The following is a 25603-nucleotide window of genomic DNA, read 5'->3' on the forward strand; positions in this document are numbered from 1 at the left end:
AACCACCAGCGCGCGTCATATTCGCGAAAGCCGGACGCCTTGATCAGCGCGTCGGTTTCGAATTCGAAGCTGTTGGGCCGGGCGTCGCCGACGATTTTTGGGGGCAAGACAGCAGAACTCCAGACGGTCCGATTTATCGGGGCCGTTGCTCAGCGAAAATGAAACCTATCTGAATCTTACATTTCGTAAAGCCAGAGCGTGCGAAATCCTTTCGAGGTTCTCAAGCCGGCCGGTCAATTCCGGACGGGCAGGCAGCAGGCGCCAGATGGTCACTCTTCAAACCTGACTTACGCACAACCAGTAGCCAACCAATAACAATCCCTACGTGTATGATCGAAATGATGTCAAGTTTCTGCACAGTTCCGTTGCAGCAGCCACTTGCGATTCGCGACGGTGCCCCTTAGGAAACAGACACATAATAAGCGATAAACGGGGGACTGGCTCTTCGAGCCTGGCGATTCAATGCCGCTTTTCTATTTCGATATCCACGATGACAATCTCCGCTCCATGGACACCGTCGGCACGGAATACGTTGGTGTCCGGGAGGCTCAGGCCGATGCCATAAGGATGCTGGTGGCCATTGCCCAAGACGAATGGCACGAGGGGTTTGGGAAGAAGTTGGCCGTCCAGATTTGCGACGAAACTCGTCGTCCGGTGATGGAAGCAAAGATTAACTGCGCCATCACGACCCTTGCCGGCTGAGCTACCGCCGCTGATATTCGCCTCATCTCAGCTTCTCGCGCAGCAAAATTGCGTCATCCCCACCTGCGCCTCTGTGGGGACCACGGAAACAGTATCGTAAGTGCTGGCTCACACCAACAGCGCTTGCTCTCCTCAGGCTGCGGTCGCAATTCGAGCAGTTTCGGAAATTTCGTCCACGCTGGCCATCAAATCCAAATACCGTTGAGCCGACGCAGCCCATTGGTATCGAGCCGTCCTTTCGCGCCCCCGCGCAATCAAGTCGGCTCTGAGCCCAGGCTGGCGGAGCAGCCGCATGAAACACTCAAACCAAGCGTTCGCATCGCAGGGCGATGCATAGAGAACCGCATCGCCGCCGATTTCCGGCAGGCTCGCGCGGTCCGACATTACCACTGGACATCCGAGCGCCATGGCTTCGAGTGGCGGCAAACCGAAACCCTCGACCAATGAGGGGAACGCCAGGCACAGGCTATCGCGGAGAAGTGCCGCGAGTTCAGCGTCGGTTCTTCTACCGAGCCAGATGACATTTGGGGACGCCCTGGTGCCACTGTTGCTGAAGGCACGAGACGGCGGTGCTCCCACAACGACAACCTGCAGACCGGCCGAGGCAAGTCGCTCATGCATGCCGACGATCAAGCCAACATTCTTATGCGGGATGGAACTTCCGAAAACGACAATCGTCCTGGGCCCCGCCACCGCCAGAGTTTGTTGCGAATGGCAAGGCTTCCAGCCAAGCGCATGCTCATGCCCGTTACTGACAACTTCAATCTTTGCCGCCGGGCAAACGCCATAACGCGTGAGCTCGCCCGCAGAATATTGCGACACCGTCGCAATCTTGAGCGCTGTCCTGCCCAAGGCGGGCACTAGGGTGCGGTAGAGAAGTCGAAATGGGAGTGAATAGCTTTCGGGGCACACTCGCGTATTGACATCGTGAATGCACAAAATTTGCCTACGCACGGTCAGAGGACCCGTATTGCAGAGACTGAGCAGACCGCCGCGAAAATAGGCCGGAAGCACTGCCTGCTCCCACGCGTGTCCACCGAAGCTCCCAACGGTCCGGACACGGATTGCTGCCAGATCCAGTGTGTCGGGCGTTCCTGGCGGAACCAGCAGCTCGACGGCCAGATCCCGCGTCATGGGAGCCTGCCCCACGATCAAGCGATCCAGCGCCAAAATGATCTCGCGCGCATATCGTTGAACGCCTGTAGCAGGCTGCGCAAGAAAACGGCCGTTGATCGTCCAATGTCGCATCATCACGAACCACGTTGTGCGCAATGGTCGCGGCGCCAGCGCCATGTCGCAGTTTCCGCGACTTTGGATGACGATAATGGCCCGGTCATCCTGACCTTGCGACGTAACTGGCAGCCCTGCCCGGAAGGCCCCCTTGCTGCTCTCATCCGAATGGCGTGGCCGAACTCCGACAGCTACGCCCAATGTGTGGGGTTCCACCGGGCGCGGCAATGGTAGAATGCGTCCGGCACCGCGGTAGGTCCCCAATTGGCTCGCTCGGATGGATGCGTGGCAGAGCTGGCAAATGGAGTGAAGCCGTATGATACCTGGCGAAAGACGGGCAAGTTTTCGCTGATGCTGCGGTCGACCGTGCCATCGCGATTGAGAGCCGTTGGCTGGGCCGCGGTGGCGACGAGACGCCTCTGGATGTGCCTGGCATGCCTGCTGTGCCTGACCGGTCCATCCGCAGCGGATTTGCTCTGGGGTGTAAATGGTCACCCCTTCAACGCCTATCCCGGCATATCCATCGAACAGCAAATCGACTACATCCACGATCTCGGCATGAAGTCTTATCGCGTCAACATCTCCAGTGTCGACAGCGCCTCCAAACTTGCCGAACTGATCAAGGCGGGCAAGGCACGCGGTGTCCAGATCCTGCCGGTGATTACGCCCGAACTGGACCTCGACCATGGGACTGTCGATGAACTCTATGCGCAAGCCTATCGTCTTGCATCGACGCTTGTATCCCGTTTCAGGGACGACATCCGCGTTTGGGAACTTGGCAATGAGATGGAGAACTATGCCATCCTGCTGCCGTGCGAGATCCAGGACGACGGAGCACAATACAACTGCTCCTGGGGACCGGCCGGCGGCATAGAGACATCCGACTATTTCAGCCCGCGCTGGGCGAAGGTGAGCGCAGTGCTGCGAGGTCTGTCGGATGCGACCATCGCAGTTGATCCGACCATAAGGAAAGCCATGGGAACGGCGGGCTGGGGTCATCGCGCCGCGTTCACCCGCATGCAGCGGGACGGTGTCAGATGGGATATTTCAGTCTGGCATCTTTATGAGGGTGACCCAGAGGAGGCATTCAAATTCCTTGCGACGTTTGGCAAACCCATCTGGCTGACCGAGTTTAACTACAGCGGCGGCAGCCAAAAAGGGGAAAAGCAGCAGGCCGAAGGTTTGCTCCAGACCATGATGCTCCTGCGCAAATATCAATCTCCCTACGGAGTGCAGGCTGCCTTTATCTACGAACTCCTCGACGAGCCCTACTGGGCGCCAAGTTATGAAGCCTTCATGGGTCTCGTCCGCCTGAAAAAGCGCGACGACGGGCTCTGGGCCCCAAGTGGGCAAAAGCCGGCATACGACGCCGTAAAGAAAGTCATTGCGGACGGCAATGCAGATTCCGTTTCGCCGACAGTTTCGACGACGAGCCCGCCGCTTCCGGACCAGACGTCGGCGCCCTCCCTTGCCGCCGCCGACACAGGTCGCCCCTGTTCGCTTGATGCGTTTGATAAGTCGGTCTTCAACCACGCCAACCAGATTGCATATGCATATTGTCTGATCCTGCATCGCTTGCCGTCACCGATCGAGCAGTGGAACTCGGTCGTCGCGATGAAGAAGGATCCATCCATCGTTCCGACACTGATGCAGATTTTGCACTCGGTCGAATTCAGGACTGACAATCTGCCGGCTGAGCCTGAAAATGTGGAATACGTGACCATTCTCTATCGGCTCCTGCTGGGACGAGATCCAGATAACAACGGGCTTTCCGTCTATGTCTCGAGACTGAACAGTGGGGAGACGAGTGGCGAACAGATCATGGCGGAACTGATCCACTCGTATGAGTTTCGCTCCAGACACACCATGCTGTTTTCCAGCGATCCTCAGCAGGCAGTTCAATGAACGTCTTCGGCAAACAAATAGTCAGTGGTGCTTTTTGGGCAGCTGCCGAGACGTGGGTCCGGCAGGTCGCCATGTTCGGCGCGTTTGTGGCGCTGGCTCGCCAACCCCAGAAATTGGGATCCGGGGCATTGCGGCTCGCAGCGCTGGCGACTGGGCGCATACTCCGTTTGGCCGTCGACGGCAAAAGAGAGCGATAATGAAGGCGACCGGCAGAGAGATTATCAACGGGGCAGCTTGGGTCGCAGTCGAGACCTGGGGCCGCCATTTGGCGTTGTTTGCCGTCTTTGTCATTCTCGCCCGCCACCTGAGCCCGGAGGCATTTGGTCTGGCAGCGCTCGCCATGGTCATGCCGACCATTGTCGCCGTTCCGGTGACGCGCGGAATCCCCGAAGCACTCATCCAGCGTCCGAATATCGAGTCCATTCATTTCGACTCAGCCTTTTGGCTCCTTGCCGTCTCCGGCTCGGTGCTCAGTGTGCTCGTGTGGGCCTTTGCCGGTGTAGTCGCCGCGGCATTCGGCGAACCCGTTCTGAAGGACCTCGTCCGCTGGACCAGCGTCGTCATTGTGCTCCAGGCCCTTGCGGCGGTGCCAGCGGCGATCCTCAAGCGCCAGCTTCATTTTCGACTGTTCGCTCTGCGAACGCTCGCCGGAACAGTCGTCGGCGGAACGATCGGAATCAGCATGGCAATCGCCGGCCACGGCATGTGGAGCCTGGTGTGGATGCAGGTCGCCAAGGCGGCTGTGGAAACCGCCGTTATTCTACTCGCAAGCGCATGGCGGCCGCGTCTCAGATATTCCCACGCGCGCTGTCGCGAGCTGTTCGGCTTCGCAGGTCCTCTCATCGGCCAATCCCTGTGGACTTTCGTCAATGAGGAAATGCCGAAGGTCATACTCGGCAGCTTCCTCGGACCCTATGCGGTAGGTGTGTACGCCCTGGCCCGCCGGCCGCTGGACCTTTTGACTGAGGCATTTCTGGGTCCGCTTACGGCGGTGACGATGCCAGCGGTCGCTCGAGTGCAGAGCGAGCCGGCGAAGATCGATGCTTTCTTCAACTCAAGCATACGCGTGGCAGCGATTGCTGGCTTCCCGGCATTTCTGGGGTTTGCCGCGATCGCTCCCGTCGCAGTCCCTTTCATCTTCGGCCCGCAATGGGTGAGCGGTGTCGTCGCCGTTCAAATCCTGATGCTCCTTGGTCTGCAACGCACGATCGACAGCATCTGTGCACTCACCCTCCTCGCGCTCGGTCATTCCGGCCTGATCCTCAAGCTAAACATATCCTACACCGTCCTGGCCGTGATCCTCCTCACCGCTGCCGTGCAGGTCGACCTCGAGACAACGATGGCAGCTCTTCTGGCCTGCAACGTCCTGCTCCTGCCGGTCTTTCTCTTCCTCGTTCACCACATCGCCCATATCGACGTACTGAAGCCGCTCACAATACTCCCGCGGCTGGCGGTGGCGGGCCTGCTCATGTTCGCCGTTGTCACCGCTTGGCTGGTCGTGGCACCGGAATCCACGCCGCAAGGTTTCCTCATCGCAGGCGGGATCATCGTCGGCGCCGCCGTGTATGTCGCCGCAGTCATCGTGCTTGTGCGTCCCGACCTTCTCAACGCACGCGACATGCTTCTCAGGCTGCGTCGGCCTGCATGAAGGTACCCAACTCATGAAGGTCGCTTTTATCTCACAACACTTCGACATGGTCCTTCCGCCCGACCAGAACTCGGTCGGCATCTGGACATATGAAGTGTCACGCCGTCTGGCCTGCGGACTGCGAGACGACCGTGATCGCGCGTCGCCCGCGCGGAAGCCCCAAGCGGCTCGAGATCGATGGCGTGCGGATCGAACTCCTCACCTGCGCGCCGGCGCGTGTGTGGGGGAGAGCGTCCCGCATGTGGAGCCGCGCCTGGCCAGGCGCTCCGCTCTTTGCGCAAAGCTTCTATGCGTTCGACTTCCTCGCTCAGGCGCTGCGAAAGCTCCGCCGCCTGGCGCCTGACGTCGTTCATCTCCAGAACTTTCCGCATTATGCGCCGGCTATTCGGCGTGCCGTCCCCGACGCGGCGATCCTGCTGCACATGCACTGCGACTGGCTGGCGCAACTCGATCCTGATGTCATGGCGCGCGACGTCGCCGCATCGGATCTCGTGGCCGGCTGTTCGCAACATGTCGTTGCGACTGCGCGCGAACGCTTCGGAAGCACGCGGATGCCTTTTGCGGTCCTGCCGAACGGTGCGCCAGTGGATCGGCTTGGTGTTGCGGCGCGGCGCATGCCGGCAAAAGTGCTGTTCGACGGCCGTGCCTCTCCGGAGAAGGGGTGTTCATACCCTTCTCGAGGCCTGGCCGGAAGTTGTCGCCGCTCACCCTGAGGCCCGACTTGAGATCGTTGGTCCGTCCGCGGCACTGCCGCTGGACCTCCTGATCGACCTGAGCCGGGATCCGGAGGTCTTGGGTCTTTCACGGTTCTATCCAGGGGGAAGCGCTTTCAGGGGTTCTTACGAGATGGCTCTGCGCGAAATGATCCCGCCGCGGCTCGCCCACACGGTCACCTTCACCGGCATGGAACCCTATGAAAAGGTCATCGAGCGCTGTGCCGGGGCCTCGCTCCTCGTCAATCCGTCACTTAGCGAATCCTTCGGCATGAGAGCCTGGTGGAGGCACTTGCGACCGGGACGCCTGTCGTCGCCACGCGTGTAGGTGGCATGCCGGGGATTGTGGAGGCGACCGGTGGCGGCTTGCTTGTCGAAAAGAATGATCCGGCCGCACTTTCGGACGCGATCACCCGCCTTGTCGCCAACCCCGAGTCGAGCAATGAAATCGGCCGACGGGGCGCCCAGCGGGTCGCGGAGCTCTATTCGTGGGAACGCGTCGCCAGCATCACCCGTGACCTCCACGAACAGGCCCTGTCGGCACGGCGATCACGATCGGCCGTGGCCGTTTCACAGCCCGATTCCATCCGCGGCGGCTAGCGCAAGCTCGGATCGGTCAGCTAGGGCTTGCGATAAAATGTATAGGTGTGCCGAATGCTCGTGTCAGTCGGATGCTCGCTTGTCCCGAGCGGCGGAAACCGTGTGCGCGTCAAGGCTGCAAGCACGGGGCTTTCGGAGGGTGGGTAGGGACGCAGATCGTCCGTATCGTTCCAACCGAGGATGAACCAGCCGCCGGGACGGAGACAATGCACGCAAGCGCTGAAAGAGGGTTCCGCCTCCTCGCTCGTTTCGATCGCGGTCTTCATGAAGACGCCATTGCACACGATCGCATCGAAGTAGTCGGGAGGTGCATGCTGTGCGAGGTTCTTCAAGGCATCGACAACATGTCGCGCCGCCCCGTAGCGGCGCTTGCCCGGATCGATTTCGAGCGTCCAGTATTCCTTGGATCGGAACCGGGACTCATAAGGCTTGGTATACCACTCACAGCCGACGAACAGGATGCGCTTCACCGCTGGATCGTCGCGCAACTGCGTGAAGATGACCGCTTCCAGGAGCTTGCGGTCATCGGTCAGATGAAATGTGCTGACATGGCGCGCCAGCCCGGGCGCACGCGCCCGGAGGAAGTCGCGCACCGCGTTTCTTGTCCGTTTGATCACGCTCGCAGTGCCTTGCATGAGATTCCTTCCGTGGCGCAAATCTAGTTCTTAAGCGCCCACCGGCTGCGCCAAGACGTGCTCGACCCGCCATTCCCCATCGCCATAGGAGGCTGGCAGCGGTTTCAATGCGTAGCCTGCAGCAGTCAGGAGTTCCGCGATCTTTCGGGCCTTGCGGTCGAGCCCCTCGCGCGTTGCATCGTCGACCTCATAAATCACCTTCGGACGGTGCCTCCGCAGCGTTTCCGTCATACCGCCCAGCACGTCGATTTCGGCGCCTTCCACGTCGATCTTGACCAGCGAGGGCGGCCTGAGGCCCCGGTGGGCGATGGCATCGTCGATAGCGACTATGCTGACTTCCAGGCGGCCACTCATGTCCGGCGGTGCTCCCGCCGAGGCAAGCGCGGCGCCGCCGATGTGATGGGCGAGCAGAAGCTGGCCACGGCCGGTTTTCGCGCCCGCGGCTTCGGCGAACACCCGTATCGTGTCGAACCCACTGAGCCGCGCACTTTCTGCGACAGCGGCGGCGTTGCGTGGGACAGGTTCGAACGCATAGACTTGACCGCGCGGCCCGACGCGGCGCGCGGCGATGAGGCAGAAGAAACCGATATTCGCGCCGATGTCGAAAAAGGCGTCCCCAGGCGCCAGGTTTGCCGCGATCGCCTGTTGGATGGGCGGCTCGTAGGTGCCGCGAACAAAGTTCGGGTCGGCGCTCTTCGCCACGAGCTTGAGACCGGCAGCCTCTCCCTTGGCTATGACGCGCGCGCCACCGAACACGCCGAGGAACTTTGCCGTCAATCTCACGCGCTCGTCCCCATTCTGCGACGCCTCGGGACGCGGGCCAGCCCGTGCCGCTCGCCGCGAAGGTGACAGATTGTGCGCCCGGGATCGACCCCGACAACGGTTGGCCGCCTCCTACTTCCTCCGGCTGATCGCTACTCCGATTGTGGGACCAGATCTCATCTTGGGGGTACCTGCCCGGCCTCTCGGTCCGATGGAACGGTGTCATCGTTGCGCCAGACATGGATCGCCTCGGGAGCATCCCACCCGATCGAGACGATCTCGCGGTCGCCGTCGCGGTCGAGGTCAACCGTGCGGGCACCGAGATGATTCTCGAAACCTTCGCCGACCAGCTGCTCGACCAACCGCCCGCCACCCAGATTGCGCCAGATTGAAAGGCGCAGGGCGCCGCGGTGCTCGCCCATGACGAGGTCCGGCTGACCATCGTCATTCATATCGGCCACCGAAAGGCTGTTGAGGGAGCCGCGCGAGGTGATTTCCTGCCGCTCCCAGCTTGACCTGATGTCGCCGGGGTTGCGCCACCAATAGGCCTTTGCGTGATCGGCCTTCCCGTTTTCCTCGCTCACGATGATGTCGGTTCGTCCGTCGCCGTCCAGATCGACGACCGCCACCCGGTCCGGATAGACCATGTTGGAAACATTGGCGACGTCGTGGCGCTCCCAGTCGGCAGAGCCATCTCCCGGATTGCGCCACCACGCGACCTCCTTTGCGTTGCCGGTAGTGGCGGCAAGGTCAAGCAGGCCGTCGCCGTCGATATCGGCGAAAGCGATCCCCTCGTCCGAGGCCTCGGCGCAAATGCGGGTTCGCGGCCAAGGCCCCGCCGCCGGGTCATCGGGGATGGCAAAATAGAAGACCCCGGCACCGCTTGAGACCGCAAGCTCCGGCTGGCCACCTTTGTCGATCTGCGCCAATGCATGGCCCTGGGATCCGAGTTCGTGGCTGGCGGCGGGAACCTCGTCGATCGCATGCTCCTCGAAGCCGGGCGTTGACGCCTGCTGCGCCTGAAGCCACACCACGCTCAATGTCTCGCCTCCGCCGCGCTGGGCGATCACTTCTGTACGTCCGTCGCCGTCAACATCGATTGCCGCGATCGCATCCACTCCCTCGCCGAGCCGGATCTGTTCCCATTCACTTAGCCAAGGGTCGGCCGGCTGGCGATACCAGAACGGACCCGAGATAATGTCCGTCCGTCCGTCGCCGTCCATATCGGCGAATGCGAGGCCAAAGGAACGGACATGCGCGTGCGTGATCTGGTGATGGCTCCAGCGGTCGAGGCGGCGGACCGATTCGGGCGGGTCGAGGCGATTGATCCAGATCCGAGCGGGCGGATTGCCCGCCCAATTGGCCCCGTAGATGTCGAAATCGCCATCGCTGTCGACATCGGCGACGACCCCGTTGTGGAGCCCCACGTTGTCGATCACTTGTCGCGCCCAGCGCATTCCTCGGCCGTCTGCGTTGAGGTGGATGGACAGGGCACGTTCCTCGGTCGTGTGCATCTGCCCAACCACGACGTCGACATCGCCGTCTCCATCCATGTCCGCCGCCTGCAATGTATGGGCGCCGGCAACGGCAGGCTCAATGATGTGGCGGGTCCACCGTCCCGCGGGTCCGTCGACGGCCTGGAACCAGGCCACGTCGGCCGTGTGCTCGGAACTCGAGGTCAAAATGTCGGCGTCGCCGTCCTGGTCGAGATCGACGACGAGCGCCTTGAATGCGGGATTGAACGTGCCAACGTCGTGGCTCTGCCAGTGGACAGGATTGCGCGCTGTCGCTGCACCTGGATTCTGCATCCATTGTCCGCACACGACCAGATCGACAGCGCCGTCGCCGTCGATATCACCGAGGGCCATCCCCTCCTCGCCTAGATAGAAAGATGGCAAGGCCACGCGAGTCCAGGCGCCGGCTCCGTCCTGGAAGAAGATCATGATTTCGCTGGGTGCCCGCACGACGATGTCGGCAAGGCCGTCGCCATCGAAATCGGCCGCCTTGATGTCTTTGCCCCAGCCGCCGACCGCCCCAATCTCATGGTGTTTCCAGCTTGGGCCGTCGGTCGGATCACGGTTCGGGCGCGGATTCTCGAACCAGACGAGATTGACCCCGTCCGGCCCGTCGGCCGTCACGATGTCGAGATCACCATCCCCATCGACGTCGACGAGCACGCCATCCGTCGTGAACTCCACACGGGCGGTTGCAATGGTGGTGAGGAGCAGGTCGGGCCAACGCCACCACGACAGCGGGGTCTGTGGCAATCCGCCGAGAACCAGATCCAGCTGACCGTCGCCGTCGATGTCGCCGACGAGCTTCACATCCCCGGAATGATCGGCGACCTCCCGGCGATCAAACGTAAGACCCGTTCTGAGCGTTTCTTCGGAGTCCCTGCTGCGAGCAGAATCACAGCTTGCGATGGAGACGCCGACCGCAAGGATGGCGACGAGGCGGTAACACACGTCGAATATTGACTTTGTAGCGTGTGAACATTTCGTCGCCGGCCAGCCGCCGCGCGACGAATTGGCCGCCCGACAAATCCACAAGCGTGTGCCGATCATCCTGGTCTCCACTACCTTGCTGCAAAATGCGAAGCTGGCGCGTAGGGCGCACCCAATCCCGCTGCGGCCTGACGGTCTGCCGTGCGGTGGAGCGCGACATGTTCGGCAGATCGCCCAGCATGCGCACCGATGGCCAACGAAGGACGATACGGTCCAAGTGTCGCACGGACGGCCGCATTGACGCTGCGATGGTCGGTGGCGGATCCCTCGCATGGCACGAACACACTTTGCGGTCGCCACTTGCCGAGCAGCGACACGACCCGCCGTCGTTATCTCACGAGCGTGACGCGAAGTCGTCCCCCCACGAAGCCGTAAGAACGTAATACGTTTTGATGACCGGATCGCCTCGATGGCATCCGCACGCGCTTCTCGCAACGTCTCGTTAACCCTGAAGCCGGGATGAGGTGCTGCCTGCCCATCGGTGAACAAAAACGAACCGAACCTGCGCACCCGCGGCGATCTTGTTGGCCGCAACTTGACTGCAACCAAGCGACTAGTCGTCAGGATGCGGCGCAGAAAAGGTGGGCCGATGCGGACCTATCGGCTACCTAAAGCGAGTTAGACTTGAGTCGCATACGCCTATCGAGCATCGTGCAAATGTGTCTGGGTGCCACATCGGTGCGTATCGATCATCCGTTCGCTGGCGTTGTTCGACGCGGATCACGCATGTTAGCTGAAATCACGACGGCACGAGGGCGTTCAGGGCCTTCAAGGTGCCGAAGGCGGCGCTCGATATCGCGGCCGAGGTGGTCGTTGTGTAGAATAAAGGACCGTCAGGGACGAACGTGCAGCCAAAGCTGGAAGGGATTAGCTCTACGATGACCGTGCCGGTGAGGATCGATACGGCAGTTCAGACAGGCTGCTTGGAGCCTCAGGTCGCAGACTTCTTTTTCGACGAATTAGCCGCTGGGACGGTCATCGGAACCTGTGCGGCCGGCGGCGCGATCAGGTTGGGACGCGACGTCGAACGGCAGATCGCGATCGACCATGGAGCGCTCCGCTTCCAACCTCTGATCACGCCAGGTTGGCAACGTCAGGGCATCGCCTATGGCCCATTTCGCCGGCAAGCGGGCCTGGTGATGGCCGTCTCGATCACGAACGGGCACAACACCTCGCAGGGTAGCCCTATTCCGGAGCATATCCTGAAGCGATTTTATCGCTGGGCGGTCGGGCCCAACACCGATCCGTGGCCGCGGCGGCTGGTCGCCTGGGCACGCGCACCACGGAAAAAGGCAACCCTTCGGCGATTCCTGTGGTGGATTCGCAGCACGTCCAGAACGTACAAGCTGCCCAATCACAACGAGAACATGGCGGTCGGCTGGTTCAGCAGCGAGGCACCAAAGGATCCGCTGGTTGACGGTTGCGGCTTCATTGTGCACGCCGCGGAAGGCGAAAACGGCGAATTGTGGACGCGCGTGGGAGATCGTTGCCTCAGCGCCTTCCGTCAACTGAAGAATATAGAGGTCCACTACCTGATCGCGCTTCGCGAGTCGGGTGCCGTCTACTACGCAGCCGCGATGGAGGGAGCCCATGGGCTCGCCGCCGTCCCGATGATGCGTCCGATCGCCATCGATCCCTTCAACAGGGACGCGTCGGTCTACGCCGGCGTCCATCAATGTGTCCTCGGCCAGATCGGGTTTCGCGTTGATACGCGCGTCCACGCCATCCAGATCCAGCGGTTGGAAGACTTTGCGCGGCCGTTTGGCACCGCGCATGCCGGCGATTCATTGACCGGAAATGGCACTCTTGGGGATACGGTGGAGCTGCGTGGAAATTGGCGCATCTTGAACGGTCGCGTCTATCGGACGGATGCAGGTGCGTTGACTGGCGATGACCACGCGATGGCCATTCTTGATCCAGGCGCGTCATCCGGTCTCGTTCACGTGCTCGTCGACACCGGTCAAGCCGCAGCCGCTGCAGGTCTCGTATGGCGCGCCCGCAATCATGAGAATTTCTGGCTGCTCAAGGTCTCAGTGGAGGGCTGTGATCTTCTGCGTGTCGAACAGGGTGTCGAAACGGCTGTGGCAAGCGACAAACAGCGTCGTCTCAAGCCGAATTCCACGCACTCCCTCCAGGTCCTCGATGCTCATGGCCAGATCGGCTGCTATCTGGATGGCGACCGCCTTTTCGACAGATGGTTCGAAAGTGAATTTCTTGAAGACGCAACATGTGTTGGCATTTGGCTAAACGGCGGCGGCATGCGACTTCGTGACTTCGAGGCGCATCCCCGCGAGGTAGGCATGCCCTCCGAGATGCAATTCGACGCGCCGTGGGTCCGGTTCGGAGAGGGCGTGGAGTATGCCGATGACTTCGTTGGCGTGACCAGCGGGCTGGCAGGACGTGCCCCCTCCAAAGGCACACATAGCTGGGAGCGGACTTTGGGCGTCGGCTTCGTTGATGTTGACGGCATGGGAGCCGCGCGCGTACGCGGCACAAAGGAAAGCCCCGATCCAGGGCGCTCGCTCTACACGCTGCCATGGGACCATTCTGAGTTTGCGGATTTGGAAGTCACCATCACACCACCGGGCAGCGCAAGCGGCCAGCGCCACTACTGCCGCGCAGGGCTGGTATTTTGGCAGGACGATGCCAATTATCTAACATTTACTGCCTACCTGGACGACGTCTACGATGGCGCCTCGATCGCATTGTTCACAAAGCGTCACGATTTCGAGGAACTCTATGACGCAGTCTGGACAATGCTATGGAAGAAGATCGCCTGGGGAAGGCCGTTCCAGCTTCGCATTGTCTTTGACGGCGAACGCTTTGTTGTTTTTGTGGACGGTGAGCCGGTAATGCAGCGCACGTTGACGGACCTCTATCCAGACGACCCTCGCCTGCGCATCACCCGCGTTGGGTTAGCGACGAACTGGGAATGGGGAACCGATACGGGCTCAGTGTTTTCGGCCTTTACTGCGCGCCGATAGGCAACGGCTCTTCCACGCTCGCCGAGTTCGTCAGCAGGTCCCGACCTGAGCGCAACGTTCACCTGTCTCAGGTCCAGACGAGGCGCACCTGGTTGGCAGGCGGTGAGCGGCAGGTGCGGTCGGGGGCAAGCTGGCTCTTGTGCACTTGATCAGTAGTTCGGCCTGGCCGCGAGCGCACAGACCCCACCTGCCGAGGGCAGAGGTGGCACAGCAAGGAAGACATCGTTCATGCATTGAACTCATAGCGCGTGAACATCTCATGATCGCTAAGCAGCCGTTTGACGAAATCGCCGCTCCCTACATCCGGAAGGATCGGCCAGTCGTCCAGCCCTTCCGGCCGCTCCATCTGTGATCGGTGCGCGGCCAGCGCATGCCTTTTCACGTCAACGACGTCGCCGACATATGCGTTCGAATTGAACAGCATGAGCCCACGCAAACCTGCAAGGGTCCGGATCGTTTGCCGCAACGCGACGCGACTGAGGCCAGGCACACGATCGTGCAGGCGAACCCACGGCCACTGATACCAGTACCAGACGGGATATTCGAACACGGTCACGCGCCGGCCATACAGTTTAAGCGCGCCTCGCGCGCCAAGATTGGTGGCAACATGGTCCGCAGGCGGCTCTTTTGCATGGGTGACGAACACGCTCTGCGGTTGCCAAACGAAAAGCAACTCAGCGATCGCCTCTGCGATCTTGCCGATATGATGCTTTGCCATCCCGTCGGGAACACGCAGGAATCTCACCCGATCAGCAGATCCGCCCAACCGGCAAACCGCCTCGATCGCTTCGCCCTCGCGGGCGATCCGCAGTGCCTCACTGTCAATCCGATTTGGATGGGATGCCGAACCGTCGGTAACGAAAATAAACCGGACATCGGCGCCCGAGCTAAGCTTCTTGCTGGCGACCCCTCCACATCCCAACGTCTCATCATCGGGATGGGGTGCGATGATGACCGCCGACGCCTGCCAGTCTGCTACGTCGAATGGATGAGACCGCTTTTGCATCGCTCTATCGAGCATAGCGCCAATCGTATGTCTGACGTCATGCATCGATGGTTCCGATCATCCCTTCTTCGGTGTGGTTCAACCCGACCTGCGCATGGTAGCAAAACACTGTAGGCGATTGGGGTGAGAAAACAATGAAGGTAGGAATTCTTGCTGGCGGACTGGGAACGCGGCTGGCGGAAGAAACCGAGATCCGGCCGAAACCAATGGTCGAAATCGGAGCTAAGCCAATCCTTTGGCATATCATGATGCATTATTATGCCTATGGACACCGCGAGTTCGCGGTCGCGCTGGGATACAAGGGCGAATACATCAAACGCTGGTTCAGCGACTATGTCGCATTCGATGGCAGCTTGACTGTCAATGCCGCATCGGGAAACGTCAAGCGCCACTCGAACTCGCTGCCTGACTGGTCCGTCGATCTTGTCGAGACGGGACTGAATACACTGACGGGCGGCCGCATAAAACGCCTGATCGAATGGATGGGCGACGAGACCGTCATGCTCACCTGGGGTGACGGCGTTTCGGACGTCAACCTTCATGACCTGATCGCCTTTCACAAATCGCATGGCAAGCTCGCAACGATGACGGCGGTGCGTCCGCCAGCACGCTATGGGCACATCGAATTCGATGGCAATCGCGTTGTCGACTTCACCGAAAAGCCACAGGCCTCGGAGGGTTGGATCAACGGCGCCTTCTTCGTGCTCGAACCGGGCGTGAAGGACTATATCGATGGCGACGACGTGATGTTCGAACATGCGCCGATGCAGCGGCTCGCCACTGACGGCCAGCTGATGGCATACCGCCACGAATCCTTCTGGCAATGCATGGACACCATCCGCGAAAAGCATCTCCTTCAGAAATTGTGGGACAGCGGGCAAGCGCCCTGGAAAACATGGGAATTGATCGATGAAAGTTCTGGTTACAGGCCACCTCGGCTACATCGGTTCCGTCCTAACTCCGATGCTGCTTGAACGCGGCCATGACGTTACAGGTCTAGACAGCGACATCTTCCGATCATGCACTTTCGTGGGAAAGTTGGCCGAAGTGCCGACGATCGAGAAAGACATCCGTGACATCGAGGTCGACGACGTCGCCGGCTTCGACGCGATCATCCATCTCGCCGGACTTTCAAACGATCCCCTGGGGGACTATCGGCCCCTGCTTACGGAAGAGATCAACTGCGGCGCTTCGGTAAGGCTTGCGCACCTCGCCAAGACCGCCGGTGTCCAGCGGTTCCTATACGCCTCCTCTTGCAGCAATTACGGCGCAGCAGGCGACAGCTTTCTGACTGAGGATGCTCCCTTCAACCCGGTTACGCCGTACGGTGTGTCAAAGGCGAATGTGGAGCGAGCGGTCGCGCCGATGGCGGATCAATCGTTCAGCCCGACATTCCTGCGTGCTTCCACGGCCTACGGCCTGTCGCCTCGCATCCGTTTCGATCTCGTGGTCAACAACCTGACCGCCTGGGCTTACACAACCGGTCTGGTCTACCTCAAAAGCGACGGGTCGCCATGGCGTCCGATCGTCCATGTCGAGGACATTGCGCTGGCCTATATCGCCGTCCTGGAAGCCGAGCGGGATCTGGTCCACAATGAAGCATTCAATGTCGGCTTGACCACGGAAAACTACCAGATCCGGGAGATCGCGGCCTTGGTCCAGGCGATCGTACCCGGCAGCCGCGTGGAGTTCGCGCCCGACGCCGGGCCAGACAAGCGGTGCTATCGCGTCGACTGCGCCTATATCGGCCGCCGCCTGCACGGGTTCAAGCCGCAATGGACGGCGCGGCGCGGCATCGAACAGCTCTACGACACATTTCGCGCAGCAGGCCTCACACTCGAGGATTTCGAGGGCGAGCGGTTCAAGCGCATCGCCCATGTGCAGAAGCTGATCCGGAACGGCGAACTGGATGCCGACCTGCGCCGCACGCCGCAGTTGGCGATTGCGGTTTGACCAAATACAGCCGGGAGCCATGGCCATGATGATGGCTGGTGCAGCGTCTGTAACCGAGCATGTCTGACGCTCTTGCGGTGGAAGTCGCATGATATGTTCCTGAAGCTCCGCACGACGCCGCTTGCGTTCTCGCAAGCGCTGCTGATGCATTTCCGTTAGGCAAAACCACTCGGGGTGCTCTCCTGTACGGCCAGGGGGTGCAGCAGCGCGCGGTGAATGACTCGAAGATCGGGCCGGTGTCGTTGCGCCATTCCCAGACCGCCAGACCGACGCGTGATGCGAAGTGGCGGATCGCCAACACAGCTATCTGTCAAGCTACGCTGCATGATGGGTTCATCGTCGAAGAAGATGTTGAAGCGGTCGCCATCGAAGGCCGTTCGCAGGTGGAACCGCCTGCCCCAAACGACTTAGAGCTCCTCTAAACCGGCGCGCTTGATGAAGACCGAGATCGACGCGCCAGGTAGTTACGCAGAGGTTGTCGCGGTCCTGGCAGAACAAGCCTCCTCCTCGTGTCGGGTGCGACCCTGTCAGCCCACGGGTAGTGCCAGGAGGCGATATCGACACTTCAATCGCCAAAGCCTGGGTCTCGCCACGGCAGCGAGCAGAATGTGCGTCCTGGATTTGGCTTTCTTGCAGTAGCGCGAACGCGCGCCCGCCCATCCCCGTCTAGATCAAGGCAGCCGGAGCCAAGCGTCTTCACCCAAGACAGCCGGAGCCAAGCGTCTTCCCCAAGACCCTTCACCGCTGCGAGGCACTTAGCGATCGCCGACCGCCGCTAGGCTCAATGGCTCACGATCTTTGTGAACATGGATCCGCGTTCCTGGGCGCAGTTTCTGATAGACCGACTTGAGCCGCTCTGCGCGCGCCTCCCACGAATACAGCTCGACGGCACGCTTGCGCCCTTCGCTTCCCATTTCGCTTGCCAGGACCGTATCCTCCAGCACCGTGGTCAATGCCTGGGCGAGCTCGCCAGGAGCGTCGGCTTCGACTAGCATCCCGGTGCTGCCAGTTAGAATGGATTCACACATCCCGCCCACGCGCGTTCCCACCACCGGTATCCCGCAGGCCATGCCCTCCACGACCGATATTCCGAAGCTCTCGCTGAGTGACGGATTCACTACAATGTCGGCCTCATGGTACGTCGCTACGAGGTCCTTGTGGGGCACGTTGCCCACGAAGTGAATTCGATCAGATAACCCGTGGCGCTCGATGAGTTCCTCTAGGTGTTCCCGATAGTTGCAATTGCCCCAGCGATCGTAGAAACGGCTCAATGCGGTAACCCGCGGATCCGACGAGAGGCTGGTCAGGAAGTCCACCGAAAGCGGCCAATGCGGCCCTGCGATCCGAAGTTCCACGTCCGCGAACCTGGCCGCGACCTCACTGAAGGCCTCGATCAGTGTGTGAAGCCCCTTCTCTGGCGACACCCGCCCAACGAACAGGATGACACGTCGGGTTCTGGTGGATGCGAAAGTCCGCTGCTCGCTCGGCCGAAAGTAAGAAACGTCCACGCCATTACCGACGGTGGCAACGACGCCAGGGTAGTCCGGGAATGCAGAAAGAAAAGTCCTTGCGATGTGATCGCTGACAGCGACCACCGCATCCACCACCTTGAGCTGACGGGCCACCTGATCGCGGTCACGCTGTGATAGCCACTCACACTGCATCTCAAGCACGAGCCGATGAGATGAGCTGGCTGCCTTCAGTTCCCGGCACCATGTCCAGTAATTCATTAAATGGACAATATCTGGTTGATCGACGGCGAGGTACCGACGAACCTTGTTACGATATTGCGAGTGGTCATCGGCCCTCCGATCCAGCCGCAACCAGCGCGCCAGACGCGGAAACTCGTTGATGACCCGCTGTAGCGCATGGTCACGCCGCGCCGGAGCCCGCCGCACCGCGAACGGCAGGTCCGCGGGCACCGTGTCGTCTCGATAATGCTTGCCATAGAGCGTAATCTGAAGGCCTTCGCCGAGCCGCAGCGCCGTATTGTAGACGATCAGCCCGATTGAGTTTTGAACAGGAGGAAAAAGTCTATCGTACGGCTGACCGACGTATACGAGCTTCATGTCACTCCCCACTGCCAGCTCGTTCAAGCCACTTTTCTAAGTGCAGGACGGTATTCCGGTCGGGCGAGGTAGTCGGCGAGACGGCGAATGCCTTCTTCGAGCGGCACTAAGGGACGGTTCAACATAGCCTTCATCTTGTTCGTGTCAGGACAGCGGCGCGTCATGTCGCCCTCGGCAAGGGGCGGTCGGAATTCCAATTTCGATGAGGAGCCCAGCAATTCGATGACAACTTCGGCCAGCTGTCGAATGCTCATTTCCACGTCGCTGCCCACGTTGATCACTTCGTTCTCGTGTGCGCACGTTCGATGAACCGCGATGCAAGCGTCCACCGTGTCGTCGACATAGCAGAAGGTGCGTGTCTGCGAACCGTCCCCGTAAATCGTCAGGGGCTCGCCGCGCAGGGCGGCACGCACAAATCGCGGCAGAACGAAATCCTCGCTCTGACGTGGTCCGTAGGTGTTGAAGAAGCGAAAAATGGTAAATGGCAGTCCAAACTCACGCTGAAAAGTGCGCAGATAGACCTCTCCAAGATTCTTCACCACTGCATACGGCAGGCGTGAGTTAAGCGGGGTGGTACTCTCGTTTTGAGGAAACTCGAAAGGCTCGCCATATACCTCCGATGACGAAGCGAAGTAGACACGCTCGACGCCGGTGTTCTTGCATAGCCTCAGCACGTTCTCGATACCGGTGATGTCGCGCAGCACGAGCAAGGGATTTGCCAAAGTCCGCTGCACACCGACCACGGCTGCGAGGTGAAAGACGTGGGTGAAATGGAAGCGGTAGAACAACGGCGAGATGTCGTCGAAATCGTTCGCATCCGCCTTTACTATGGTCAGATTGCCCGCGTCTATTTGTACCTTGTCTCGACTTCCGGTCGACAGGTTGTCAGCGACGACCACCTGGGTCTGAGGTAGCTTGACCAACGCGCGAGTAAGGGCACTGCCAATATTGCCCGCTCCACCAGTTACCAGGATCGATTGCATCATAATTCGCACCTCAACCGAATAGTTAATCGACTGACGCAATGTGCGTCCCCATCGCCGATCGCGGCATTTTCGATATCGCGAGCGAAGGTGGCTCCTAGTGCCTCTAGGACGTCGCTTGAGAATTAAATGTGGCAGCGCAAAGTCTATTTGACAACGTGGCTTGACGTAAGCATTTCGGCTGTTCACCCAACGGTGCAATCCGTCCTATTTTCAGCTGTGGGGGTTGCTAAGCGCATACATTTTGCTGATTGGTGTGAACTGCTTCAAGGCGGTAATTGAGGTCGTCGACATTGAAGCGAAAGTTGCCAGCATCTCATGCACACTGCTCCCGACCTTGAGAAATTGATTAACCGCATCCGAACGCGGGACTACACCATTGGCATCATGGGACTCGGCTACGTTGGTTTGCCGCTCGCCATGATCTCGCTGGACGCGGGATTCAAGGTCATCGGTTTCGACATCGACGCATCTCGGGTTGCACTTCTTAACCGCGGAGAAACCGGCATAGATCATTTGCCTGGTGCTGCCATCAAAGTGGCTGTCGACAGCAAGCGGTTTCGCGCCACCAGCGATTTCGCCGACCTGAGGGAACCCGACGCGATCTTGATAGCGGTGCCAACGCCGCTTACCAAAAACCGGGAGCCGAACCTGTCATTCGTCGAAAATAGCGCAAGTGCGATCGCGGAGCGGCTGCGCCCTGGTCAACTTGTCGTCCTGGAGTCGACGACCTGGCCAGGAACGACGCGAGAGGTCGTGCAGCCGCTGCTCGAGGCGACGAATCTTTCTCTAGGAAAGGACTTTTTTCTCGCCTATTCGCCCGAACGGGTGGACCCAGGCAACGACGTACACACCACCGCCACGGTTGCAAAGGTGATAGGCGCCGACGACCCATGGTCCCTACAGGTTGCCAAGGAACTGTATGACCAGATCATCGTGCAAACCGTTCCCGTAGCCTCCACCGCAACGGCGGAGGCTGTGAAGCTAACCGAGAACATATTTCGCTCTGTGAACATTGCGTTGGTCAATGAGCTAAAGGTGATTTTTGACCGGATGGGCATCGACGTCTGGGAGGTGATCGAAGCCGCCAAGACCAAGCCGTTCGGATATATGGCGTTTTATCCAGGCCCCGGCCTTGGCGGCCACTGCATCCCCATCGACCCATTCTACCTGACCTGGAAGGCAAGAGAGTACGAAGTAACAACGCGCTTCATCGAACTTGCCGGTGAAATCAACACGAACATGCCGCATTATGTGGTTGCCCGCCTTGCGGAGGCCTTGGACCAGCGAGCCAGCCGCGGCCTCAGCGGTTCGCGGATCTTGGTGATCGGGATGTCCTACAAGAAAAACGTGGGTGACACACGGGAAAGTCCATCGTTGAAGCTAATCGACATAATGGAGCGACGCGGGGCAGTCGTTGATTACCACGACCCCTACGTACCGGAGATACCCGGAACAAGAGAGTACGGTACCCTGGCAGGTCGCCCCTCTGTGGATATCTGCGCTAGCAGTTTGGCATCGTATGATGCCGTTGTCATCTCGACAGACCATGATGCAATTGATTGGCAGTACGTCACCAAGCACGCAAAGCTGGTGCTCGATACCAGAAATGCTTGTGCTCGTAGTCAGTCACGCACCGACAACGTCGTAAAGGCCTGATGAGCCCCGGTTTGCGCACTGGCTTAGTCAACCTGCTATCGACAAATACCAGCGGCGCTTATTTCTGACTCGCGGGTCCAGATTCCACTGGGGGCTGATTTAAGTTCCTTTGGGGCGAAGGAGATTCGCCCATCGGGATCAGCAATTGAATTGCGCAGGGACTATTCGGCCTCGGAGCTTCGCCGGTTGGCTCGCGCTTCACTGGACGCGCGACAGAGCAGTCGGTTGCTTTCGCTGGCGGCGGTGCTTGACGGCTGAGCCGAGCGGACGCCGCCAGGATCGGCGGGATGGATCGCCAGACCTTGCGTGGCTGGTTTCATCGCTTCAACGAAGCCGGGCCGAAGGGCTCAAGGACGCGTGGTATGGTGGGTCCCGAGCCGCGGCTTTTACCAAAGCAACAAATCAACTGGCAGAGCTGGCCGAGATTTGTCGAAACCGGTCCCAACCCGCAGTCGACGGAGTTGTGCGCTGGCGGCGCGTCGATCTCCAGAAGGACTATCACGAGCGCCATGGGTCGGAATCTTCTGAAGAAGCTGGGCTTCTCTGCGGCGCCCGGCCACGTCACCCCGCGCAGGATGCCGAGATCGTCGAGGCTTTAAAAACGTATGCCCCGCCCGTCACGCAAGAGGATTATTTCTGATGGCACTTTCTGGCCCGCATCAACTATAGGGCATGTCGGCTGAGTGTCGTCGCCAAAAAATGGAGATCGGCACGTCCGGGGCCTCATAAACTTCACAGCATCGATGCGCCATCCGCAAGGTTTCGGGGTGCGTAAGGTCGCGATGAGACGCGGCGCCATCGGTGACAAAAACAAACGGACCTGGGAACCCGAGGCAATCTTTTTGGCCGAAACGCCACCGCAACCCCTCATCATCCGGATGCGGCGCAACAATGACAGCCGACGCTGGCCAGTCGCCTACCTCAAACGACCTTAGTCGCAGTCGCAATTGACTATCAAGCATGGTGCTGAAGGTCCGCCTAAAGGTCCACCTTGGTGCGGTTCCATCATCCATTCGCTCGCGTTGTTGAACGCCGATCGGCCATGGTAACAAAACTGATGGACGTTCGAGATCTGTGTTTGTTGGTGAGGAAGACTTTATGAAAGTGGGTATCCTCGCGGGGACCTTTGGGACACGGCTGGCCGAGAAAACAGACAGCCGTTCCAAGCCGGCAGCGCTCCCGTTCTGGCCAAAGCAGCCTGAGCCGAGCTAAGGGGACGATATGGACATGTTGTGCCTAGATGCGAAGTCGGTGACCGAGCGGGCCTGCCGATCTTGCGGTGGAAGTGGCATTGAGACGTTTCTCGAGTTTGGTGAAACGCCACTAGCCGATCGCCTTCTCACCAGCGCCGACATCGGCGAACTGGAGCCCATTTTTCCGCTGCGCGTCGCGTTCTGCAAAGACTGCAGCCTCGTCCAGATCACCGAGACGGTGAATCCGCAAATTCTTTTTGCCGACGCTTATCCGTACTATTCTTCTTTCTCCCCTGCGCTCTTAAAGCATTCGCGTGCGAATACGCTTGATCTGATCAACCGCCGCGACCTTGGCCCGGAGAGCCTTGTCATCGAATTGGCGAGCAATGATGGTTATTTGCTGAAGAATTACGTCGAAGCGGGAATTCGGGTGCTCGGAATAGATCCGGCCGACGGACCTGCCGCCGCTGCCGAGAGGATCGGCGTGCCCACGCGCTGTGCATTCTTCACCAGCGATCTCGCTGAATCGCTGCGCGCGCAAGGCATGCGCGCGGACGTCATCCATGCCAATAACGTGCTCGCCCACGTGGCTGACACCAACGGATTTGTGGCAGGAATTGCCCGACTTCTCAAGGATGAGGGTGTGGCGGTTATCGAGGCACCCTATGTAGAGCCTTTGATCGAACATTGTGAGTTCGATACGATCTATCACGAGCATCTTTGCTATTTTTCCGTTACTGCACTGGATAAGCTCTTTCGCCGCCACGGGCTTTACCTCAACGAGGTCAAACACCTTTCAATCCACGGCGGTTCGCTGCGCCTTTATGTGGAATCGCGCGAGAACGTGGGGGCGACAGTAACGGAACAGCTTGCCCATGAAGCCTCGCGCGGGATCGATACGATTGGCTATTTCCGCGATTTCTCCACCAAAGTCGACGGGCTGAAGCGCGAGCTTTCCGCGCTTTTGCGCCGGTTAAAGTCGCAGGGTGCCACGATTGCCGCCTATGGAGCGGCAGCCAAGGGAGCAACGCTGATTAACACGGTCGGCATTGGACGCGACCTCGTGGACTTCGTCGTGGATCGCAACGTACATAAACACGACAAATATATGCCCGGACAGCGCCTGCCGATCCGCTCGACTGAAGCGCTTCTCGAGGTGCAACCCGACTACGTGCTTCTCCTTGCCTGGAATTTCGTTGACGAAATTCTCGATCAACAGGCCAAGTATCGTGCACGCGGCGGAAAATTCATCCTCCCCGTCCCCACGCCGAGAATCATATGACAAAACAGGCGGACCGCGCGCAAATGGTTTGCCAGAAAGCCGATGGACCCACGGCGCAGTCGACTGGTTCCATTCGAACCGATTGCTTGGTCTGCGGTCAGCGAAATCTGCTCAATTCAGTACTTTTTGAGGCGTTGCCCCTGCTCTGCAACGCGCTTTATGCGGACGCGGCATCGGCGCGCGCGGCACAGACCGGCAGATTTGCGACGACCTTCTGCCTCGATTGCACGCACGTCTTCAATGCCTCATTCGAGGAAAATCGCATCGGTTATACGCAAAGCTACGAGAATTCGCTTCATTTCTCCCCCCGTTTCGTGGCGTTTGTTGAAACGCTGGCCGAGCGCCTGAGCAGGACCTACGCGCTCTCTGGGAAGACGATCGTCGATATTGGATGCGGCAAGGGGGATTTCCTGAAGCGGCTAAGCTTGATCAGCGGTGCGCAGGGCATTGGTTTCGACAAGAGCTTCGAGGACAACCGGGGGGAGGCGGTTCCTGGCGTACGCTTTATCAACGACTGGTTCGGCGATTCCTACGCGGATCTGCATCCTGACCTAGTGGTGTGCCGCCAGGTTCTCGAACATATCGCCGAGCCGGTGAAATTTCTGCGCGCCCTTCGCGCCCATCCGGGCATCGGACCGGAGACGGTGTTCTTCTTTGAGGTCCCGAATGTCCTCTACACGCTCCGAGATATGGGAATCTGGGACCTCATTTATGAGCACGCCTCCTATTTCACGCCCGCTTCGCTGAACGCGGCGTTCGAGACGGCTGGCTTTCGAGTGCTGGATGCAGGAACGTCTTTCGGCGACCAGTATCTTTACATCGAGGCGCGGCCGGCTGCCCCCAGGTATGCTACTTCCGTTGACAGCCGCGAGATCGAGATGCTCGTCCGCAATTTCGAGCGCGCCTATCGCGACAAGGTCGAGCGATTGGGGGGTTACCTTGCCGGGCGCAATCCCCAGCAGACCGTCGTCTGGGGAGGGGGATCGAAGGGCATTACATTCGTCAACGTGGTGCCAGGCGCCGATCGGATCCGCGCGATCATCGACGTGAATCCGCACAAGCAAGGTCGCTTTGCGCCAGGAACCGCTACGCCGGTCGTTGCTCCGGAGGCGTTGCGCGACCAGCCAGTCAAATCAATCATCGTCATGAACCCGCTCTACCGCGAGGAGATCACCAGTCTGGTAGCAGAGCTCGGCTTCACACCGGAGATTGCCGTTGCATGAAAGTTCAAGCCAACCGCGGCGGCACTAAAGCACAGAACGGGATTGGTAGGGAATATCCATTGACCGTGCCAATCGAGATCAGTACGGCCATTCCACCAGGGGTCATCGGACTTTCCCGCTCGCTTTTAGCGCGACAATCTGGGAGAGAGGCGCTCTCACTTTGATTGCCGCGCCGCACCTCGGGTGGTGGAATAGAATGATGAGCAAGCACGCGAAACGGCATCCGTGTCCCGCGACAGCTCTGCGTTCGCGAGATTCCAGCTCGACAAACGATAGCTGGAGAGAGATCTACGGCTCAAACAGTGTGGTCGTGCCATTCCGCTTGTGGTTGTGAGTCACGGTGCCGAGCCTTCCCTTTTTCATAGGCAGGGAGCGCCGGCGACGGCCGATCTTTCAAGAATCGCGACGATCGATGCGTTGGCCCGCCGCTTCGACCAAACCTATCGCCACAACGTCGCCTGGTGAGGGCGCGCATAAGTGTTCTGGTCGACGTCAACCCGCACAAGCAGGGCGATTGCTCCAGGCGCAGGCACTCGTGTGGTTGGGCCGGAG

The 25603-nt window shown here is 59.9% G+C and carries 21 protein-coding genes; 14 read left to right on the forward strand and 7 right to left on the reverse strand.

Going from position 1 to position 25603, the window contains the following annotated elements; all coding sequences use genetic code 11:
* Window positions 1-462: 462 nt before the first annotated feature.
* Window positions 463-702 carry a DUF6894 family protein gene (locus D3227_RS32085; RefSeq protein ID WP_120018200.1) on the forward strand — a complete coding sequence of 80 codons (240 nt, stop codon included), beginning with the start codon at window positions 463-465 and terminating at the stop codon, window positions 700-702.
* 132 nt (window positions 703-834) lie between these two features.
* On the opposite strand, the gene D3227_RS32090 is transcribed toward D3227_RS32085, so the two are convergent.
* Complete coding sequence (locus D3227_RS32090; protein WP_120018201.1) at window positions 835-1953, reverse strand: glycosyltransferase family 4 protein; 1119 nt, start codon at window positions 1951-1953, stop codon at window positions 835-837.
* 264 nt (window positions 1954-2217) lie between these two features.
* Here D3227_RS32090 and D3227_RS32095 point away from each other — a divergent pair, with 264 nt between their 5' ends.
* The 5 genes from D3227_RS32095 to D3227_RS43130 all read left to right on the forward strand — a co-directional run bounded on the left by D3227_RS32095 (window position 2218) and on the right by D3227_RS43130 (window position 6798).
* Complete coding sequence (locus D3227_RS32095; RefSeq protein ID WP_245451969.1) at window positions 2218-3837, forward strand: DUF4214 domain-containing protein; 1620 nt, start codon at window positions 2218-2220, stop codon at window positions 3835-3837.
* A gap of 196 nt (window positions 3838-4033) precedes the next feature.
* Entirely contained in the window at window positions 4034-5485 is a 1452-nt protein-coding gene (locus tag D3227_RS32105) for a lipopolysaccharide biosynthesis protein (RefSeq protein WP_120018203.1), read from the forward strand.
* Window positions 5486-5616: 131 nt separating this feature from the next.
* On the forward strand, window positions 5617-6198 hold the full coding sequence (locus D3227_RS43120) for a glycosyltransferase (protein WP_245451970.1): 582 nt from the start codon (window positions 5617-5619) through the stop codon (window positions 6196-6198).
* Entirely contained in the window at window positions 6128-6526 is a 399-nt protein-coding gene (locus D3227_RS44130; protein WP_342634028.1) for a glycosyltransferase, read from the forward strand. Before D3227_RS43120 ends, D3227_RS44130 begins: the two co-directional genes overlap by 71 nt.
* Before the next feature lie 5 nt (window positions 6527-6531).
* Window positions 6532-6798 carry a glycosyltransferase gene (locus D3227_RS43130; protein WP_245451972.1) on the forward strand — a complete coding sequence of 89 codons (267 nt, stop codon included), beginning with the start codon at window positions 6532-6534 and terminating at the stop codon, window positions 6796-6798.
* 20 nt (window positions 6799-6818) lie between these two features.
* Here D3227_RS43130 and D3227_RS32115 read toward each other — a convergent pair whose 3' ends face one another.
* The 3 genes from D3227_RS32115 to D3227_RS32125 form a co-directional block, all read right to left on the reverse strand.
* Window positions 6819-7391: a methyltransferase domain-containing protein gene (locus D3227_RS32115; RefSeq protein WP_245451973.1), complete on the reverse strand. Its 573-nt coding sequence runs from the start codon at window positions 7389-7391 to the stop codon at window positions 6819-6821.
* A gap of 72 nt (window positions 7392-7463) precedes the next feature.
* A complete protein-coding gene (locus D3227_RS32120) occupies window positions 7464-8189 on the reverse strand; it encodes an FkbM family methyltransferase (RefSeq protein WP_245451974.1) in 726 nt (241 codons plus the stop codon).
* 182 nt (window positions 8190-8371) lie between these two features.
* A complete protein-coding gene (locus tag D3227_RS32125) occupies window positions 8372-10759 on the reverse strand; it encodes an FG-GAP repeat domain-containing protein (protein ID WP_120018205.1) in 2388 nt (795 codons plus the stop codon).
* Between the two features lie 818 nt (window positions 10760-11577).
* On the opposite strand from D3227_RS32125, the gene D3227_RS32135 reads away from it, so the two are divergent.
* Window positions 11578-13683 carry a DNA-binding protein gene (locus D3227_RS32135; protein ID WP_245451975.1) on the forward strand — a complete coding sequence of 702 codons (2106 nt, stop codon included), beginning with the start codon at window positions 11578-11580 and terminating at the stop codon, window positions 13681-13683.
* Window positions 13684-13909: 226 nt separating this feature from the next.
* Here D3227_RS32135 and D3227_RS32140 read toward each other — a convergent pair whose 3' ends face one another.
* The gene (locus D3227_RS32140; RefSeq protein ID WP_120018206.1) at window positions 13910-14734 is read right to left on the reverse strand and encodes a PIG-L deacetylase family protein; all 825 of its coding nucleotides are present in this window, start codon (window positions 14732-14734) and stop codon (window positions 13910-13912) included.
* A gap of 89 nt (window positions 14735-14823) precedes the next feature.
* On the opposite strand from D3227_RS32140, the gene rfbF reads away from it, so the two are divergent.
* The 3 genes from rfbF (at window position 14824) to D3227_RS32155 (ending at window position 17064) form a co-directional block, all read left to right on the forward strand.
* Window positions 14824-15663, forward strand: coding sequence for a glucose-1-phosphate cytidylyltransferase (rfbF, locus tag D3227_RS32145; RefSeq protein ID WP_120018207.1), 840 nt, complete (start codon window positions 14824-14826; stop codon window positions 15661-15663).
* The gene (locus tag D3227_RS32150) at window positions 15599-16642 is read left to right on the forward strand and encodes an NAD-dependent epimerase/dehydratase family protein (protein WP_120018208.1); all 1044 of its coding nucleotides are present in this window, start codon (window positions 15599-15601) and stop codon (window positions 16640-16642) included. Before rfbF ends, D3227_RS32150 begins: the two co-directional genes overlap by 65 nt.
* A 212-nt stretch (window positions 16643-16854) precedes the next feature.
* Window positions 16855-17064 carry a hypothetical protein gene (locus D3227_RS32155; RefSeq protein ID WP_147377726.1) on the forward strand — a complete coding sequence of 70 codons (210 nt, stop codon included), beginning with the start codon at window positions 16855-16857 and terminating at the stop codon, window positions 17062-17064.
* Between the two features lie 333 nt (window positions 17065-17397).
* Here D3227_RS32155 and D3227_RS32160 read toward each other — a convergent pair whose 3' ends face one another.
* Window positions 17398-18711: a glycosyltransferase family 4 protein gene (locus D3227_RS32160; RefSeq protein WP_120018210.1), complete on the reverse strand. Its 1314-nt coding sequence runs from the start codon at window positions 18709-18711 to the stop codon at window positions 17398-17400.
* 23 nt (window positions 18712-18734) lie between these two features.
* Window positions 18735-19697 carry an NAD-dependent epimerase/dehydratase family protein gene (locus D3227_RS32165; RefSeq protein WP_167480944.1) on the reverse strand — a complete coding sequence of 321 codons (963 nt, stop codon included), beginning with the start codon at window positions 19695-19697 and terminating at the stop codon, window positions 18735-18737.
* 315 nt (window positions 19698-20012) lie between these two features.
* Here D3227_RS32165 and D3227_RS32170 point away from each other — a divergent pair, with 315 nt between their 5' ends.
* The 4 genes from D3227_RS32170 (at window position 20013) to D3227_RS32185 (ending at window position 25051) form a co-directional block, all read left to right on the forward strand.
* Window positions 20013-21353, forward strand: a complete 1341-nt coding sequence (locus D3227_RS32170) for a nucleotide sugar dehydrogenase (RefSeq protein ID WP_120018211.1) — start codon at window positions 20013-20015, stop codon at window positions 21351-21353.
* A gap of 247 nt (window positions 21354-21600) precedes the next feature.
* A complete protein-coding gene (locus D3227_RS44470) occupies window positions 21601-21993 on the forward strand; it encodes a hypothetical protein (protein ID WP_147377727.1) in 393 nt (130 codons plus the stop codon).
* A 581-nt stretch (window positions 21994-22574) separates the two neighbouring features.
* On the forward strand, window positions 22575-23828 hold the full coding sequence (locus tag D3227_RS32180) for a class I SAM-dependent methyltransferase (protein ID WP_167480945.1): 1254 nt from the start codon (window positions 22575-22577) through the stop codon (window positions 23826-23828).
* On the forward strand, window positions 23825-25051 hold the full coding sequence (locus tag D3227_RS32185) for a class I SAM-dependent methyltransferase (RefSeq protein WP_245451976.1): 1227 nt from the start codon (window positions 23825-23827) through the stop codon (window positions 25049-25051). Before D3227_RS32180 ends, D3227_RS32185 begins: the two co-directional genes overlap by 4 nt.
* The last annotated feature ends 552 nt before the right edge of the window (window positions 25052-25603 follow it).

The sequence above is a fragment of the Mesorhizobium waimense genome, assembly GCF_003601975.1.
Lineage (GTDB): Bacteria > Pseudomonadota > Alphaproteobacteria > Rhizobiales > Rhizobiaceae > Mesorhizobium > Mesorhizobium waimense.